The sequence below is a fragment of the Microvirga sp. RSM25 genome, from assembly GCF_044784385.1.
GTDB lineage: Bacteria > Pseudomonadota > Alphaproteobacteria > Rhizobiales > Beijerinckiaceae > Microvirga > Microvirga tunisiensis.
The window spans coordinates 1521337-1536389 of sequence record NZ_CP173039.1; the positions used below are offsets into that span (position 1 = coordinate 1521337).

Consider the following 15053-nt stretch of genomic DNA (forward strand, 5'->3'; position numbering starts at 1 on the left):
GATGCCCAAGAAGCTGGTCGTCATCGGCAACGGCATGGCCGCCGGCCGTGCCCTGGAGGAGTTGTTCGAGCGGGCGCCCGGCGCCTACGAGGTCACGATCTTCGGCGCCGAGCCGCGCGTGAACTACAATCGCATCATGCTCTCACCCGTTCTCTCGGGCGAGAAGGCCTATGAAGACATCCTGATCCATGACGATGCCTGGTACGAGACGCACGGCATCACGCTCCATCGCGGCAAGCAGGTCGTCGAGATCGATCGTGCCGCCAGACGCGTGATCGCGGCGGATGGAACGGCGGCCGATTACGACCAGCTCCTCGTCGCCACCGGATCGATGCCCTTCGTGGTGCCGATCCCCGGCGCCACCCTGCCGGGCGTGGCCACCTATCGCGACCTCGACGACGTCAACAAGATGCTCGAGGCGGCGCAAAAGGGTGGACACGCCATCGTCATCGGCGGCGGCCTGCTCGGGCTCGAAGCGGCGGCCGGTCTGAAGGCGCAGGGCATGGAGGTGACCGTTCTCCACCTCATGCCGACCCTGATGGAGCGACAGCTCGATCCCTCGTCCGGCTACCTGCTGCAGAAGGCCTTCGAGGACCGCGGAATCGCCGTGCGCTGCAAGGCCAATACCCACGCGATCCTCGGCGAGACGCATGTCACCGGCGTTCGGCTCGACGACGGAACGGAACTGCCGGCGGACATCGTCGTCATGGCCGTCGGCATCCGGCCGAACGCGGGGCTGGCGAAAGAGGCGGGGCTCGAGACCAACCGGGGCGTGCTCGTCGGCGACGACATGCGCACGAGCGATCCCGATATCTTCTCGGTGGGCGAATGCGTCGAGCATCGTGGCCTCTGCTACGGCCTCGTGGCGCCGCTGTATGAAATGGCGAAGGTCGTCGCCGCGCAGCTCGCCGGCGACGAGGCGGCCGGCTATACCGGCTCCGTCACGGCCACCAAGCTGAAGGTCACCGGCATCGATCTGTTCTCGGCCGGGGATTTTGGCGAGGCCAAGGATCGGCAGGATATCGTCCTGCGCGATGCGGCGCGCGGTGTCTACAAGCGGCTCGTTCTCAAGGAGAACCGCATCGTCGGCGCGGTGCTCTACGGCGAGACGGGCGACGGGTCCTGGTTCTTCGATCTCCTGCGCAAGGAGACGGATGTCACGGAACTGCGCGACACCCTGATTTTCGGTCAATCCTACGTCGGAGGCGCTCCCCTGGACCCTACGGCGGCCGTTGCAGCCTTGCCGGATGATGCGGAAATCTGCGGCTGCAACGGCGTCTGCAAGGGCAAGATCGTCCAGACCATTGCCGACAAGGGGTTGAGCACGCTCGCCGAGGTGAGGGCGCACACGAAGGCCTCCGCGTCCTGCGGCACCTGCACCGGACTGGTCGAGCAGGTGATGGCCCTGACGCTCGGCGACAAGTTCGCGAAGGCGACGGTCGAACCGATGTGTGGCTGCACCGATCTCGGCCACGACGACGTGCGCCGTCTCATCCGGACGGCCGAGCTGAAGTCGATCCCGGCCGTGATGCAGGAACTGGGATGGAAGACCTCCTGCGGCTGCGCCAAGTGCCGCCCGGCCCTGAACTATTATCTGCTGTGCGACTGGCCAGGGGAATACGAGGATGATGGCCGCTCCCGCTTCATCAACGAGCGCGTCCACGCCAATATCCAGAAGGACGGCACCTATTCGGTCGTGCCGCGCATGTGGGGCGGATTGACCAACCCGCGGGAACTACGCGCCATCGCGGACGTGGCCGAGAAATACAACATCCCGACCGTGAAGGTCACGGGCGGCCAGCGCATCGATCTCCTCGGTGTGCGCAAGGAGGACCTGACGGCCGTCTGGGCGGACCTCAACGATGCCGGCATGGTCTCGGGCCACGCTTACGCCAAGGGCCTGCGCACCGTGAAGACCTGCGTCGGCACGGAGTGGTGCCGTTTCGGCACGCAGGATTCCACCGGCCTCGGCGTCAAGATCGAGAGGTTCATGTGGGGTTCCTGGACGCCGGCGAAGGTGAAGATGGGAGTCTCCGGCTGCCCGCGGAACTGCGCGGAATCGACCTGCAAGGATGTGGGCGTGATCTGCGTCGATTCCGGCTACGAGATCCACTTCGCCGGGGCGGCAGGCCTGCACATCAAGGGCACGCAGTTGCTCTGCAAGGTGCCAGAAGAGGATGAATGCATCGAGGTCATCGCGGCCCTGACGCAGCTCTATCGTGAGCAGGGGCACTATCTCGAGCGCATGTACAAATGGGCCGACCGGGTCGGCGTGGAATCCATTCGGGCGACCGTGGTCGACGATCTGACGAGGCGCCAGGCCCTCTACGAGCGCTTCGTCATCTCCCAGCGCACGGCGCAGGTCGATCCCTGGGCCGAGCGGGTGGCCGGGCGCGACGCGCACGAGTTCAGGCCCATGGCCGACTTTACCCTGGCGGAGGCAGCGGAATGAGCGAGTGGATCGATGTGGGCGCGGTCGACGACGTGCCGGTTCTCGGATCGCGGGTCGTTCAGGCGCCGGGCGGGGACATCGCCGTATTCAAGGCGGCGGACGGAACGCTCTTCGCGCTGCGCGATCGCTGCCCGCACAAGGGCGGGCCGCTGTCCCAGGGTATCGTGCACGGCCATTCCGTGACCTGTCCGCTGCACAACTGGGTGATCAGCCTGAAGACCGGCGAGGCGCAGGGGGCCGACCATGGCTGCACCCATAAAATCCCGCTGCGGATCGAGGGCTCACGCATCCTGCTCGCAGCCTCGGCTCTCATGGCCCGCGCTGCCTGAGGAGGAAGAATGGCGAGCGGCACCCCGACCCGAACCACGTGTCCCTATTGCGGCGTCGGCTGCGGTGTCCTGGCGACGCCGCAGGAGGATGGATCTGTCGCGATCAAGGGGGATGAGCAGCACCCGGCCAATTATGGCCGCCTCTGCTCGAAGGGCTCGGCTCTGGGCGAGACGCTGAGTCTCGACGACAGGCTGCTCTATCCTGAAGTCGACGGCCGCCGTGCGGCATGGGATGAAGCGCTCGATCTGGTGGCGCGGCGCTTCTCCGAGACGATTATCGAGCATGGTCCTGAATCGGTGGCCATCTACGGTTCGGGCCAGTTGCTCACCGAGGACTACTACGTCGCCAACAAGCTGATGAAGGGCTTCATCGGCGCTGCGAACATCGACACGAATTCCCGTCTCTGCATGGCCTCGTCAGTGGCAGGCCACATCCGCGCCTTCGGGTCCGATACCGTGCCCGGCACCTATGAGGATCTGGAGGAAGCCGATCTCGTCGTTCTCGTCGGCTCCAACATGACGTGGTGCCACCCCGTCCTGTTTCAGCGCCTCCTTGCCGCGCGCGAGCGACGCGGCACCAAGATCGTGGTCGTCGATCCGCGCCGTACCGTGACGGCGGAAGCTGCCGATCTGCATCTGGCGATCGCTCCCAATTCCGACGTCGCGCTTTTTTTGGGCCTGTTTGATCATCTCGACCGAATGGGCTTGGGCGACAGCGCCTATGTCGACGGTCACACCTCGGGCCTCGCTGAGGCGCTAGGGGCAGCACGGGAATGCGGTTTTCCGGGTGCGCTCAGCGCCACCCGCCTTCCGGCCGAGCAGCTGCGCGAGTTCTACACGCTGTGGAGTCGCTCGGAGCGCGTCGTGACGGCCTATTCGCAGGGTGTGAACCAATCGGTCGTCGGCACCGACAAGGTCAATGCCATCATCAATTGCCACCTGTTCACCGGGCGCATCGGACGTCCCGGCATGGGGCCGTTCTCGCTCACCGGCCAACCCAATGCCATGGGCGGGCGTGAGGTCGGTGGACTGGCAAATATGCTGGCGGCGCATCTCGACATCAACAGCCCGAGCCACCGCGAACTGGTTCAGGCCTTCTGGGGCAGTCCTGGCATCGCGGAGCGTCCGGGCCTGAAGGCCGTCGACCTCTTCCGCGCGGTCGGCGATGGGCAGGTCAAGGCGATCTGGATCATGGGCACCAATCCGGCCGATTCCCTGCCGGATGCGGATGCCGTTCAGGATGCGCTTCGCAGCTGCCCGTTCGTGGTGGTGAGCGATGTCACCCGCACCGACACGACACGCCACGCCCATGTCCTCCTGCCGGCAGCCGGCTGGGCGGAGAAGAGCGGTACGGTGACGAACTCCGAGCGCCGCATCTCGCGCCAACGCTCCTTCCTGAAAGCCCCGGGAGAAGCACGACCCGACTGGCGCATCATCTGCGACGTCGCCGCCCGCATGGGATTTGCCGAGGCGTTCGATTACCGGTCGCCGGCCGAGATCTTCCGCGAGCATGCCGCCTTGTCGGGCATTGCGAATGACGGAACACGCGATTTCGACATCGGCGCCTGTGCCGAGTTGAGCGAGAGCGCCTACGACATGCTGGCGCCGTTCCAGTGGCCACGCCGGCAAGGTCAGGCGCTCGATGACGCGACGACGCGTTTCTTCGCGGAGGGCGGCTTCTACACGCCCGACAGGCGAGGGCGGTTCGTTTCGACGCCGGTCGCGCTGCAAGCGGTTTCGCCGGAATTCCCACTGATCCTCAACACGGGCCGCATCCGCGACCAGTGGCACACCATGACGCGCACGGCGAAGACGCCGCGCCTGATGAGCCATTACGCGGAGAGCTTCTGCGAGATCCATCCAGAGGATGCCGAGGAGGCCGGAATCGCGCCTGCCACCCTCATGCGCATCGTGAGTCCGCAAGGCGCGGTCGTCGTCCGCGCCCTCGTGACGGAGCGGCAGCAGAAGGGCAGCGTCTTCGTCCCCATGCACTGGACGGATCAGCAGACGGCGCAGGGACGCATCGGCGCGGCAGTTCATCCATCGGTCGATCCGATTTCCGGCCAGCCCGGTCTCAAGTTGTCCGGTGTGCGCATCGAGCCGTTCGATGCCGCTTGGTACGGCTTTGCCGTCCTGCGCAACAGGCCGGAGGTCATCGCGGCGGATTATTGGGCGCTTGCCAGGGCCGAGGGCGGCTGGCGCATCGAGCTCGCCGGTGCCGAACCGGTGGAGGATTGGGCTGCCTACGCGGCCGACCTAGTCGGGAGCGGCGAGAATCTGGAGACGCTGTCGTACAGCGATCAGGACCAAGCCAGCTTCCGGCTCGCGACCTTCTCGGGCGACGCATTGCTGGGCGCGCTGTTTATCGCGCCGCGGCCGGTGGCCGTGTCGCGGACATGGGCCGTCGAACACCTCTCGGCGAAGGAAATCCGCGGTACCGAGCGCCTGCGCCTGTTGAGCGGGCGTCCCGGCGCCGACCAGGCCGATCCCGGTCCCATCGTCTGCGCCTGCTTCTCGGTCGGCGCGAACCAGATCGCGGCGGCCGTCGAGAATGGCGCTGAAACCGTGGATGAGGTCGGCCAGTCCCTGCGTGCCGGCACGAATTGCGGCTCCTGCCGCGTTGAAATCAGGAGGTTGATCGATGCTGCAGCCCTTAAGAAAGCCGTCTGAGGCGGAGCCGGGTCGGCTCGGCCGCTTGGCCAAGCTGCCGGTCTTCTTCGACCTGAAGGACCGGCGCGCGGTTCTCGTCGGCGGATCGCCCGGTGCGGCCTGGAAAGCGGAACTGCTCGCCGCTGCCGGAGCCCATGTGGATATCTATGCCTTGGAGCTATCTGCCGAGATGGACGCATTGCTGTCGCGCGGTGCTGTGGATGGCTCGCTCAGCCTGCATCGAGCCGGTTGGTCCGCCGATATGCTGACCGATGCCGCTCTGGCCGTGGCCGATCTCGAAGATGAGGAGGAGGCAGGGGCTTTTTCTGCGGCTGCCCATGAGGCCGGCGTACCGGTCAACGTGGTCGACAAGCCCGGCTACTGCGATTTCCAGTTCGGCTCCGTCGTCAACCGTTCGCCCGTCGTGATCGGCATTTCCACGGATGGCGCGGCGCCGATCCTGGGCCAGGCGATCCGGCGCAGGATCGAGACGCTGCTGCATCCTTCCATCGCCTCCTGGGCTGCCTTGGCAAAGCATTTGCGCGAGCGCGTCATGCGGAATCTGTCTCCGGGCATGGCACGACGCGCCTTCTGGGAGCGCTTCACGGATCTCGCCTTCCAGGGCAGAGCGCCGGAAAGCTTTGGCGATACCGTGCAGACGGTGCTGGATCGGATCGCGTCCGAACCGGCAGCAAGGACTGGACGCGTCACGCTCGTCGGCGCCGGGCCCGGCGATGCGGAACTGCTGACGCTCAAAGCCATGCGCGCCCTCCAATCCGCGGATGTCATTCTCTTCGACGATCTCGTGTCCGAGGACGTGCTGGAGCTCGCCCGCCGCGAGGCGAAGCGCCTCATGGTCGGCAAGCGGGGAGGGCGTGCCTCCTGCGCCCAGGGCGACATCAACGATCTGATGACCCGCCTTGCTCTCCAGGGAAAGCAGGTGGTGCGGCTCAAGTCGGGCGACCCGATGGTCTTCGGCCGCGCCGGAGAGGAGATCGAGCATCTGGAGAAAGCCGGCGTTCCCGTCGACGTGGTGCCGGGCATCACCGCCGGCATCGCCATGGCATCCGCTCTCGGCGTGTCGCTCACCCATCGCGACATGGCGCAGTCGGTCCGCTTCGTCACCGGATGCGCGAAGACCGGGCGGCTTCCGAGCGGTCTCGACTGGCAGGGACTGGCGGATCCGAACACGACGACGATCTTCTACATGGCAGGCGGCACGGCGGGCGCCATCGCCGAGCGCCTGATGGAGGCGGGATGTTCGCCGACCATGCCTGCCGTGCTGGTCTCGAATGTATCGCGGGGTGACGAACGCTGGGCCGGCTCGATTGCGGACCTCGGCTGGGCCAGCGAACGGCGCGATCCGACGAAGCCCGTCATCATCGGCGTCGGCCGCGTGTTCGAGCGAGCCGCCAAAGCAAACGATCGGGGGCTCGAACAGCCTCTCATGCTCGATGCGACGGCTTGAAGAGAAGGACAAAGGCAAGATCATGCTGGATGGACGCCGCATCGCCGTGCCCGAGAGCCGGGAACTCGATCTGTTCACGCGAATGCTCGAACGGCAGGGCGCCGTCGTCGTTCGTTGCCCGCTGGTGTCGATCCACGATGTGCAGGATTCCGGTTCGGTCGACGCCTGGCTCGATCGGCTCGTCCAGGGCTGGCACGACATCGTGGTCCTCTACACCGGAGAAGGGTTGTCCCGCCTTCTGGGCTTCGCCCGCCGCAAGGGCATCGAAGCGGATGTGATCGCGGCGCTGCGCAAAGCCTTCAAGGTCGCTCGCGGACCCAAGCCCGCCAAGGTCCTGCGTGGCATCGGTCTCGCGCCCGACCTGATGGCCGACGAGCCGACGACGGCGGGATTGATGAAGACCTTGTCCGCCCATCGCATCGAGGGCAGGCGCATCGGCATTCTGCTCTATCCGGGCGGCGAGGAGGCTCTGCCGAATTTCCTGGAAGCCGCAGGGGCGCAGGTCGATCCCGTCCTGAGCTATCGCTATGCCTCGGACGAAGAAGACGGGCAGGTCCTCGCGTTCATTCAGGAACTCGCCTCCGGAACCGTCGACCTGATCGCCTTTACCAGCACCGCGCAGGTGCGGCGGCTGCAGGAGGTCGCGCGGCGGTTCGGCCAGGAGGAGGATATCGACGCGGCCATGCGGCGGATCCTGATCGCCGCCGTCGGGCCGGTCACGGCGGAGGCCGTGGAAAAGGCAGGCTGGCCTGTCGGCGCGATGCCGCAGGACAGCTACCACCTCAAGCCGCTGGTGATGGCCTTCGGCAGGAAGCTGTCAGCGGCTCACGTCAGTCCCGCGTGATCCCTTCGCCGGCTTCGAGAAGGGCCTGCAGACCCTCGCGATAGGTCGGGTAGCGAAGCATCACGCCCAGCTCCGTCCTGATGCGCGTGTTGCGAACCCGCTTGTTGTCCTCGTAGAAGGTGCGCGCCATCGGGGTCATCTCGGCCTCCTCGAACGGCACCTCCGGAGGTGGCTCGCGACGGAGCAGGTCGGACGCGTAGGCGATGACATCCTGCGGCGGGCCCGGCTCGTCGTCCGCGACGTTGTAGATCGCATTCCGGCTCGGGCGCTCGATGGAGGCCATCAGAACCTGCGCGATATCGGTCGTGTGGATCCGGTTGAACACCTGTCCCTGTTTGACGATTCGCTTGGCGGTGCCGTCGGCGACCTTCACCAGAGCATTGCGGCCGGGGCCGTAGATGCCGGCCAGCCGAAAGATCTGCACCGCAAACGGGGCGCTCTCCCCGAGTGCAAGCCACTCCCGCTCGGCGGCGATGCGATGGCGGGAGCGGATCGTCGCCGGATTGGGCGGTGTCGTCTCGTCCACCCAATCGCCGTCCGCATGGCCGTAGACGCCCACGGTCGACAGGTAGCCGATCCAGCGCAGATGGGGGGCCGATGCGATGGCTTCGGCGAAATGGTCCAGCACCGGATCGGTCTCACTCACGGGAGGCACGGAGACGAGAAGCGCGTCCGCACGGGCGATCCGCTCGAGTATGCGAGGATCGAAGTCCGTGCCGTCGAATCGGAGGGCCTGGATGCCTTCCGCCTCCATCGCCCGAACTTTCTCCGGCTTGCGCACCGTGCCGCCGATCTCCGTGAAGCGCTCGCGGTACAGGCTGAGGAACTGGCGGACGGAATAGCCGAGACCGAAGACGAACAGGTTCATGAGACCAGCGAAATTTTATGGGTGAGGAAACGTGAACGGAACCTAGCGTCACCGGGCGGACCCAGCAATCTCCAATCCGAAACGGGGACAGGAACTCTGTTTCAACCCATGATGCTTCCGTATGGACAGCTTGATCGAGGCCCGTCCTTCGGTCCATAACGTCGTGCCGAAACAGGCCGGGCTGTTATCGCTTGAGCGGTTCTGCTCCCATCAAGGTCCAGTGCGGAGGCGATCCATGATTTTGAGCAACGAAGACATGGTCGAGCTGGCGGCGTTTCGGCGCAAGCTCCACCGCACGCCTGAACTCTCCCGAGAGGAGGTTCAGACCGCAGCTGAGGTTCGCGCGTTCCTGGCTCCCACACGGCCGGACCGAATCATCACGGGTCTCGGCGGCCACGGAATCGCGGCCATCTACGAGGGCAAGGCGCCGGGGCCAACCGTCATGGTCCGGGCGGAACTCGATGGCCTGCCGATCGAGGAGATTTCCGATCTGCCTCATCGCTCCGGCGTTCCGGGCAAGGGACATCTGTGCGGCCATGACGGTCATATGGCGATCTTGGCCGGTCTGGCTCGTGCGCTTGGCCGCCGACGTCCGCAGCGCGGCCGCGCCATCCTGCTGTTCCAGCCGGCGGAGGAGGATGGCTCCGGGGCGGCGGCCGTCGTGGCCGACCCGCGCTTCCGCGAGATCTCACCGGATTTTGCATTCGCCCTGCACAATCTCCCAGGTCTGCCGCTCGGCCATGTCGCGCTGGCGGAGGGACCGGTCAATTGCGCATCCCGGGGCATGCGCATCGTTCTCAACGGCAAGACCGCTCACGCGTCGATGCCCGAGACGGGCATATCGCCCGTGAATGTCGTGGCCGAGCTGATGCCGGCGCTGACGGCTCTCGGCCGGGGTGGCCCGCTGGACAAAGACTTCGCAATGGTGACCGTCACCCACGTGAAGATCGGCGAGCCCGCCTTCGGCGTGGCTCCGGCGCGGCGCCGAAATCTGGGCGACCCTGCGCACATTGACCGATGCCGGGATGGAAGATCTCTGCGTGAGCGCCGAGCATCTGGTCCTGAGCGCGGCGCGGGAGAAGGGACTGAGCGTCGAGGTGTCCCATGACGACATCTTCGGGCATTGCGAGAACGCGCCGGAGGCGGTGGCCCATCTTCGCCGTGCGCTCGATGAAGAAGGCGTGCCCCACGACAAGGGCAACCTGCCGATACGGGCCTCGGAGGATTTCGGGCGCTTCGGCCAACGGGCGCCCGCCGCCATGTTCTTCCTCGGAGCCGGCGAGAACCACCCGAGCCTGCACAATCCGGACTACGATTTTCCCGATGACCTGATCGGCATCGGCGCACGGGTGTTCATGCGGACGGTACGGAATCTGCTTGGGTAGGTTTCCGCGCTACGCACTGTCATCCTCGGCGACCGAAGGGCCGGGAAGGGGATCCATAGAGCAGCGCGTGTAAGTGGATTCCCTTCCCCTTCGCTGCGCTTCGGCCGGGAATGACACAGTTGCATTCCCTCCAACGTCATCGCCGGCCTTGTGCCGGTGATCCCACCTCGAAAAGCAAGGTGTTTCACGTGATCGGGATGGCCGGGACAAGCCCGGCCATGACGTCGAGGGATAGTGGTCCGGACAAGCCGTGGGACGGGAGCGCTTCGCTAAAGCGGCAGGCCGCGCAGGGCCGAGACGGCCTGCATCACGCCGCGCAGTTCGGCCAGACCTCTCATGCGACCGATGATCGGATAGCCGGGATGCGTGGGTCTGCCGACATCGTCGAGAAGCTCGTGCCCGTGGTCCGGCCGCATGGGGATGCGCCAATGCACGTCGCCAGCATCCTTCCGACGCTTCTGCTCGTCGAGCAGCACCGTGACCAGGGCCACCATGTCCGTGTCGCCGCCGAGATGATCCGCTTCCATGAAGGACCCGTCCGGGTCCTTTGCGACGTTTCGCAGGTGAGCGAACCAGATTCGGTCAGCGAAGCGCTTCGCAATGGCCGGAACGTCGTTGATGGGATTGGCTCCCAGCGAACCGCTGCAGAGCGTGAGCCCGTTGGCAGGCGAGTCGACGGCACCAAGGATGAACGCGATGTCGTCCGCGTTGGACACGATGCGCGGCAGGCCCATGAGCGGCCGTGGCGGATCGTCGGGATGGATGCACATCCGGATGCCGACCTCTTCCGCCGTCGGGATCACCTCCCGCAGGAAGCGGGCGAGGTTTTCGCGAAGGGCCACGGCATCGATATCCTTGTAGCGATCGAGCATCGCGCGCAGGCCCGGGACGTCGTACCGGTCATAGGCGCCCGGCAGGCCCGCCATGATATTGGACAGGAGCTTGCGCCGGTCTGCTTCCGATGAGCGGAGATGCCAGTCTTTGGCCCGTGTCAAAACATCTTGTGAGTAGTCCGCCTCTGCGCCGGGTCGCTCCAGCATGAAGCAGTCGAACGCCGCAAATTCGTGAGCGTTGAAGCGAAGCGCCGTTGCGCCGCCGGGAAGAGGGTAGGCCAGCTCTGTCCTTGTCCAATCGACCACGGGCATGAAATTGTAGCAGATCGTGGTGACGCCGCATTGCGCCAGGTTGCGCATGGATTGGCGGTAATTATCGAACAGGCCCGTCAGGTCGCCTTCGCCGATCTTGATGCGCTCGTGGATCGGCAGGCTCTCGACCACGCTCCACCGCAATCCCAGCGACGGATCGGCGGCGATGAGCGCTTTCCGCTTCTCGATCTCCTCGACGCTCCAGATGACCCCATAGGGGATCTGATGCAGCGCGGTGACGATGCCCGTAGCACCCGTCTGGCGGATATGGGAAAGCTGTACGACATCGTCAGGGCCGAACCAGCGCCAGGTCTGTTCCATGATTGCCTCTTAAACGTTAGGCCGAACTTGGGCGTCGGCGGAGGTTCTGAATTCGTCTTTGACTGAGGTCACGCGCTGAGCACCTCCGGTAGACCATCGACCTCGGACTCGAAGAGGTCCGGATGCTGCGCGGCAAGTTCCGGCAAGGAACGCAGGATCTCGCTGAGGTGCTGATGCATGGCCTTTTCGGCCGCAACGGGATCGGACACCTTGATGGCATCGACGATCTCGGCGTGCTGCGCGACGATGAGGTGGCGCGGCGTGGCCTGCTTCACATCCAGATACCGCACCCGGTCCATCTGCGGTTTGACGTCCTCGATCATCCGCCATGCGGCGGGCCGTCCTGCCGCTTCCGCCAGAAGACGGTGAAACTCCTCGTCGAGGGCCATGAAATCGTCCGACGAGGTTGAACGCTGGGCACGACGCTGCCGGGCCAGATTCGCATTCAACTCAGCCAGCATCATCGGAGTGGCCTTCAGGGCAGCCTCCCGCACGACGGCACATTCGACCGCTTCGCGAATGAAACGCGCATCCTCGACGGCTGCCCGTGAAATCTTGACGACCTGCGTGCCTCGCTGCGGCAGGACCCGCACGAGGCCGGCTTCGCTCAGCTTGATCAGGGCCTCGCGTACGGGGGAGCGACTGACCCCGAATCGCTGCGCCAGATCCTGCTCGGACAGCATCTCGCCGGGCGAAATCTTCATGCTGACGATGGCTTGGCGAAGCGTGCGCGTGACCTGCCGGGCCATGGGTTCGCGGCTGAGATCGAGCTTCGCAAGGGCAAGTCTATTCGTCATAAGTGGCACACTACCATACTAGTAGACCATTGCAACGGATCGTGGATCGTTTTAAGGTTTGCCCAGTGAGGTGCTCGGAACCGGCCTGAACAGGGCTTGGGAGAAGTGCCAAGGGAGTACGCCATGCTGATCCACCCGGACCGGCTGTTTCCTGTCGATCCCGCCACTCGCGAGGTGGCGCGCAGACTCTATGGGCAAGTACGGGACTTGCCCATCATCTCGCCGCATGGCCACACGGATCCCCGCTGGTACGCGGAGAACGAGCCCTTTTCGGATCCGGCGACGTTCTTCGTGATTCCCGATCACTATGTTTTCCGCATGCTCTACAGCCAGGGCGTGCGGCTCGAAGATCTTGGTATTGCAACGAAGGACGGCAGCCCCGTCGAGACCGACCCGCGGGCGATCTGGCGCCGCTTCGCCTCGCATTATCATCTCTTCCGCGGCACACCCACACGCGCCTGGCTCGATCATACCTTCGCGACCCTGTTCGGCTTCACCGAGCGGCTGTCGGCCGCGAATGCGGATGCCTATTACGACCGTATCGACGAGGCGCTGCAGACGCCGGAGTTCCGGCCGCGCGCGCTCTTCGAGCGCTTCCGAATCGAAGCCATCGCCACGACGGAAAGCCCGCTCGATCCGCTGAAACATCACGAGACCATCCGGCAATCGGGCTGGAAGGGACGCGTGGTGACCGCCTATCGTCCCGACCCGGTCATCGACCCCGAGTTCGAAGGTTTCCGCCAGAACCTCGTGCGCTTCGGCGAGATCACCAGCTGCGATACGTCAACCTGGAGCGGCTATCTGGATGCGCATCGGAAGCGGCGCGCCTTCTTCCGCGACTATGGCGCCACCTCCACCGACCACGGCCATCCCACCGCGCGGACCGCCAACCTTTCGCAGGCGGATGCCGAGGCCCTGTTCCGCCGCGTCTCGACGGGAGATGCGAACCCCGCGGATGCGGAGTTGTTTCGGGCACAGATGCTGACCGAGATGGCGGCGATGAGCGTGGAAGACGGCATGGTCATGCAGATCCATCCCGGCTCGTTCCGCAATCACAACGATGCGCTCTATCGCCGCTTCGGCCGCGACATGGGCGCCGACATTCCGCTCCAGACGGACTATGTCCGGGCGTTGAAGCCGCTGCTCGACCGGTTCGGCAACGAGCCCGATTTCACCCTGATCGTCTTCACCCTGGACGAGACGAGCTATTCGCGCGAACTCGCGCCGCTCGCAGGCCATTATCCGGCGTTGAGACTCGGTCCGGCTTGGTGGTTCTTCGATGCGCCCGAAGGCATGCGCCGCTTCCGCGAGCTCACCACCGAGACGGCCGGCTTCTACAACACGGTCGGCTTCAACGACGACACGCGGGCCTATCTGTCCATACCGGCGCGGCATGACGTGGCCCGCCGGGTCGACTGCAGCTATCTGGCCAATCTCGTGACGACCCATCGCCTCGAAGAGGATGAGGCGTACGAGGTAGCCTATGATCTCGCCTATCGCCTCGCGAAAGAGGCCTACAAGCTGTGATACGGGACATGGCCGAGAACGAGCCATGTCGCACAGAACGGGAGGAAGACCATGACGAACCTGATCACCAGGCGGACCTTCGTCGGCGGTGTCGCCGGCGCCGCAGGCGTTGCAGCCCTCGGCGGGCCGAGCTTTGCGCAAGCGACCCTGCCCACGAGCCCGGTTTCGCTCAACGTCATCGACGTTGCCGGCAACCTGGCGCTGACGCAGAAGGCCATCGAGAATTACCGCAAGGCGAAGCCCAACCTCGTTTCGCGCATCTCCTTCACCAAGGCGACCGCACCGGAACTCGCGGGCAAGATCAAGGCGCAGCAGGATGCCGGCCGCGTCGACATCGACCTCGTGCTCACCGGCACCGATGGCCTCTCCGCCGGCATCGAGCAGAAGCTCTGGGTCGACCTGATCCCCGGCCAAGCGAATTCCCTGCCGAAGCTCGACGACATCTATCTTCCGCCCGCAGCCAAGATGCAGGGGCTGGCGAAAGGGCAGGGCGTCGTCGTGACCTATTATCCGTCGGGTCCGCTCCTCGAATACATGCCCGACAAGGTCAAGAACGTGCCGACCACAGCGGAAGAGCTCCTGGCCTATACCAAGGCCAATCCGGGACGCTTCCTCTATGCGCGTCCTGCGAATTCCGGCCCGGGCCGCACCTTCATCATGGGCCTGCCCTACATCCTGGGCGACAGCAACCCGCAGGATCCCGCCAAGGGCTGGGACAAGACCTGGGCGTTCCTGAAGGAGCTCGGGCAGAACGTCGAGTACTACCCGTCCGGCACCGGCGCGGTGATGAAGGAGCTCGGCGAAGGCTCCCGCGACATGACCGTGTCGACCACCGGCTGGGACATCAACCCGCGCGTTCTCGGCGTCGTGCCGAAGGAGGCGAAGGTGGCGGCGCTCAAGGGCTTCCACTGGGTGGCGGATGCTCACTACATGTGCGTGCCCAAGGGCTTGGCGAACGAGAAGCTCGCCGTTCTCCTCGACCTCATGAGCTTCCTGCTCACCAAGGAGCAGCAGGCCTACGCTTATGACGAGGGCTACTTCTATCCCGGTCCGGCCGTGAAGGGCGTGACCCTCGACATGGCTCCGCCGGAGAGCCAGGCCGCCATCAAGGAATTCGGCCGTCCCGAATACGAGAAGTGGATTGCCGAGAATCCGATCGAGTTGCCGCTCCAGCCCGAGCAGATGGTTGTCGCCTTCCGCATGTGGGACGAGCAAATCGGCGGCGGCAAGCGCAAGTAAGACTGCGCAGGTAAGACGACAAAACAAGG

10 protein-coding genes and 1 pseudogene are annotated in these 15053 nt (G+C 65.2%); 8 read left to right on the plus strand and 3 right to left on the minus strand.

Going from position 1 to position 15053, the window contains the following annotated elements; all coding sequences use genetic code 11:
• Window position 1: 1 nt before the first annotated feature.
• Genes nirB through ACD578_RS07320 form a run of 5 tightly spaced genes read left to right on the plus strand, consistent with a single transcriptional unit; the run spans window position 2 to window position 7742 of the window.
• Window positions 2-2452 carry a nitrite reductase large subunit NirB gene (nirB, locus tag ACD578_RS07300; RefSeq protein ID WP_404292029.1) on the plus strand — a complete coding sequence of 817 codons (2451 nt, stop codon included), beginning with the start codon at window positions 2-4 and terminating at the stop codon, window positions 2450-2452.
• Window positions 2449-2781 carry a nitrite reductase small subunit NirD gene (gene nirD / locus ACD578_RS07305; protein ID WP_152738362.1) on the plus strand — a complete coding sequence of 111 codons (333 nt, stop codon included), beginning with the start codon at window positions 2449-2451 and terminating at the stop codon, window positions 2779-2781. Before nirB ends, nirD begins: the two co-directional genes overlap by 4 nt.
• Before the next feature lie 9 nt (window positions 2782-2790).
• Window positions 2791-5451 carry a molybdopterin-dependent oxidoreductase gene (locus ACD578_RS07310; RefSeq protein ID WP_404292030.1) on the plus strand — a complete coding sequence of 887 codons (2661 nt, stop codon included), beginning with the start codon at window positions 2791-2793 and terminating at the stop codon, window positions 5449-5451.
• Window positions 5423-6898 (plus strand): siroheme synthase CysG, encoded by a 1476-nt coding sequence (gene cysG, locus ACD578_RS07315; RefSeq protein ID WP_404292031.1) that lies wholly within the window; start codon window positions 5423-5425, stop codon window positions 6896-6898. Before ACD578_RS07310 ends, cysG begins: the two co-directional genes overlap by 29 nt.
• Before the next feature lie 22 nt (window positions 6899-6920).
• Window positions 6921-7742 carry a uroporphyrinogen-III synthase gene (locus ACD578_RS07320; protein WP_404292032.1) on the plus strand — a complete coding sequence of 274 codons (822 nt, stop codon included), beginning with the start codon at window positions 6921-6923 and terminating at the stop codon, window positions 7740-7742.
• On the opposite strand, the gene ACD578_RS07325 is transcribed toward ACD578_RS07320, so the two are convergent.
• A complete protein-coding gene (locus ACD578_RS07325; protein ID WP_404292033.1) occupies window positions 7729-8610 on the minus strand; it encodes an SDR family oxidoreductase in 882 nt (293 codons plus the stop codon). The genes ACD578_RS07320 and ACD578_RS07325 overlap by 14 nt on opposite strands.
• 235 nt (window positions 8611-8845) lie before the next feature.
• On the opposite strand from ACD578_RS07325, the pseudogene ACD578_RS07330 reads away from it, so the two are divergent.
• Window positions 8846-9995, plus strand: a pseudogene (locus ACD578_RS07330) (amidohydrolase).
• 269 nt (window positions 9996-10264) lie between these two features.
• Here the strand turns inward: ACD578_RS07330 and uxuA are convergent.
• Both uxuA and ACD578_RS07340 read right to left on the minus strand, forming a co-directional pair.
• The gene (gene uxuA, locus ACD578_RS07335; protein WP_404292034.1) at window positions 10265-11461 is read right to left on the minus strand and encodes a mannonate dehydratase; all 1197 of its coding nucleotides are present in this window, start codon (window positions 11459-11461) and stop codon (window positions 10265-10267) included.
• Between the two features lie 68 nt (window positions 11462-11529).
• Window positions 11530-12258, minus strand: coding sequence for a GntR family transcriptional regulator (locus ACD578_RS07340; RefSeq protein ID WP_404292035.1), 729 nt, complete (start codon window positions 12256-12258; stop codon window positions 11530-11532).
• Between the two features lie 123 nt (window positions 12259-12381).
• Between ACD578_RS07340 and uxaC the strand changes: the two genes are divergently transcribed.
• On the plus strand, window positions 12382-13785 hold the full coding sequence (gene uxaC, locus ACD578_RS07345) for a glucuronate isomerase (RefSeq protein ID WP_404292036.1): 1404 nt from the start codon (window positions 12382-12384) through the stop codon (window positions 13783-13785).
• Window positions 13786-13836: 51 nt separating this feature from the next.
• Window positions 13837-15024, plus strand: a complete 1188-nt coding sequence (locus ACD578_RS07350) for an ABC transporter substrate-binding protein (protein WP_404292037.1) — start codon at window positions 13837-13839, stop codon at window positions 15022-15024.
• Window positions 15025-15053 lie beyond the last annotated feature (29 nt).

What these genes read in the sequence shown, in the direction of transcription:
- ACD578_RS07325 (WP_404292033.1), bottom strand. Translation starts at nt 8,610, where the DNA reads ATGAACCTGTTCGTCTTCGGTCTCGGCTATTCCGTCCGCCAGTTCCTC.
- nirD (WP_152738362.1), top strand. Translation starts at nt 2,449, where the DNA reads ATGAGCGAGTGGATCGATGTGGGCGCGGTCGACGACGTGCCGGTTCTC.
- ACD578_RS07310 (WP_404292030.1), top strand. Translation starts at nt 2,791, where the DNA reads ATGGCGAGCGGCACCCCGACCCGAACCACGTGTCCCTATTGCGGCGTC.
- uxaC (WP_404292036.1), top strand. Translation starts at nt 12,382, where the DNA reads ATGCTGATCCACCCGGACCGGCTGTTTCCTGTCGATCCCGCCACTCGC.
- ACD578_RS07340 (WP_404292035.1), bottom strand. Translation starts at nt 12,258, where the DNA reads ATGACGAATAGACTTGCCCTTGCGAAGCTCGATCTCAGCCGCGAACCC.
- ACD578_RS07350 (WP_404292037.1), top strand. Translation starts at nt 13,837, where the DNA reads ATGACGAACCTGATCACCAGGCGGACCTTCGTCGGCGGTGTCGCCGGC.
- nirB (WP_404292029.1), top strand. Translation starts at nt 2, where the DNA reads ATGCCCAAGAAGCTGGTCGTCATCGGCAACGGCATGGCCGCCGGCCGT.
- uxuA (WP_404292034.1), bottom strand. Translation starts at nt 11,461, where the DNA reads ATGGAACAGACCTGGCGCTGGTTCGGCCCTGACGATGTCGTACAGCTT.
- cysG (WP_404292031.1), top strand. Translation starts at nt 5,423, where the DNA reads ATGCTGCAGCCCTTAAGAAAGCCGTCTGAGGCGGAGCCGGGTCGGCTC.
- ACD578_RS07320 (WP_404292032.1), top strand. Translation starts at nt 6,921, where the DNA reads ATGCTGGATGGACGCCGCATCGCCGTGCCCGAGAGCCGGGAACTCGAT.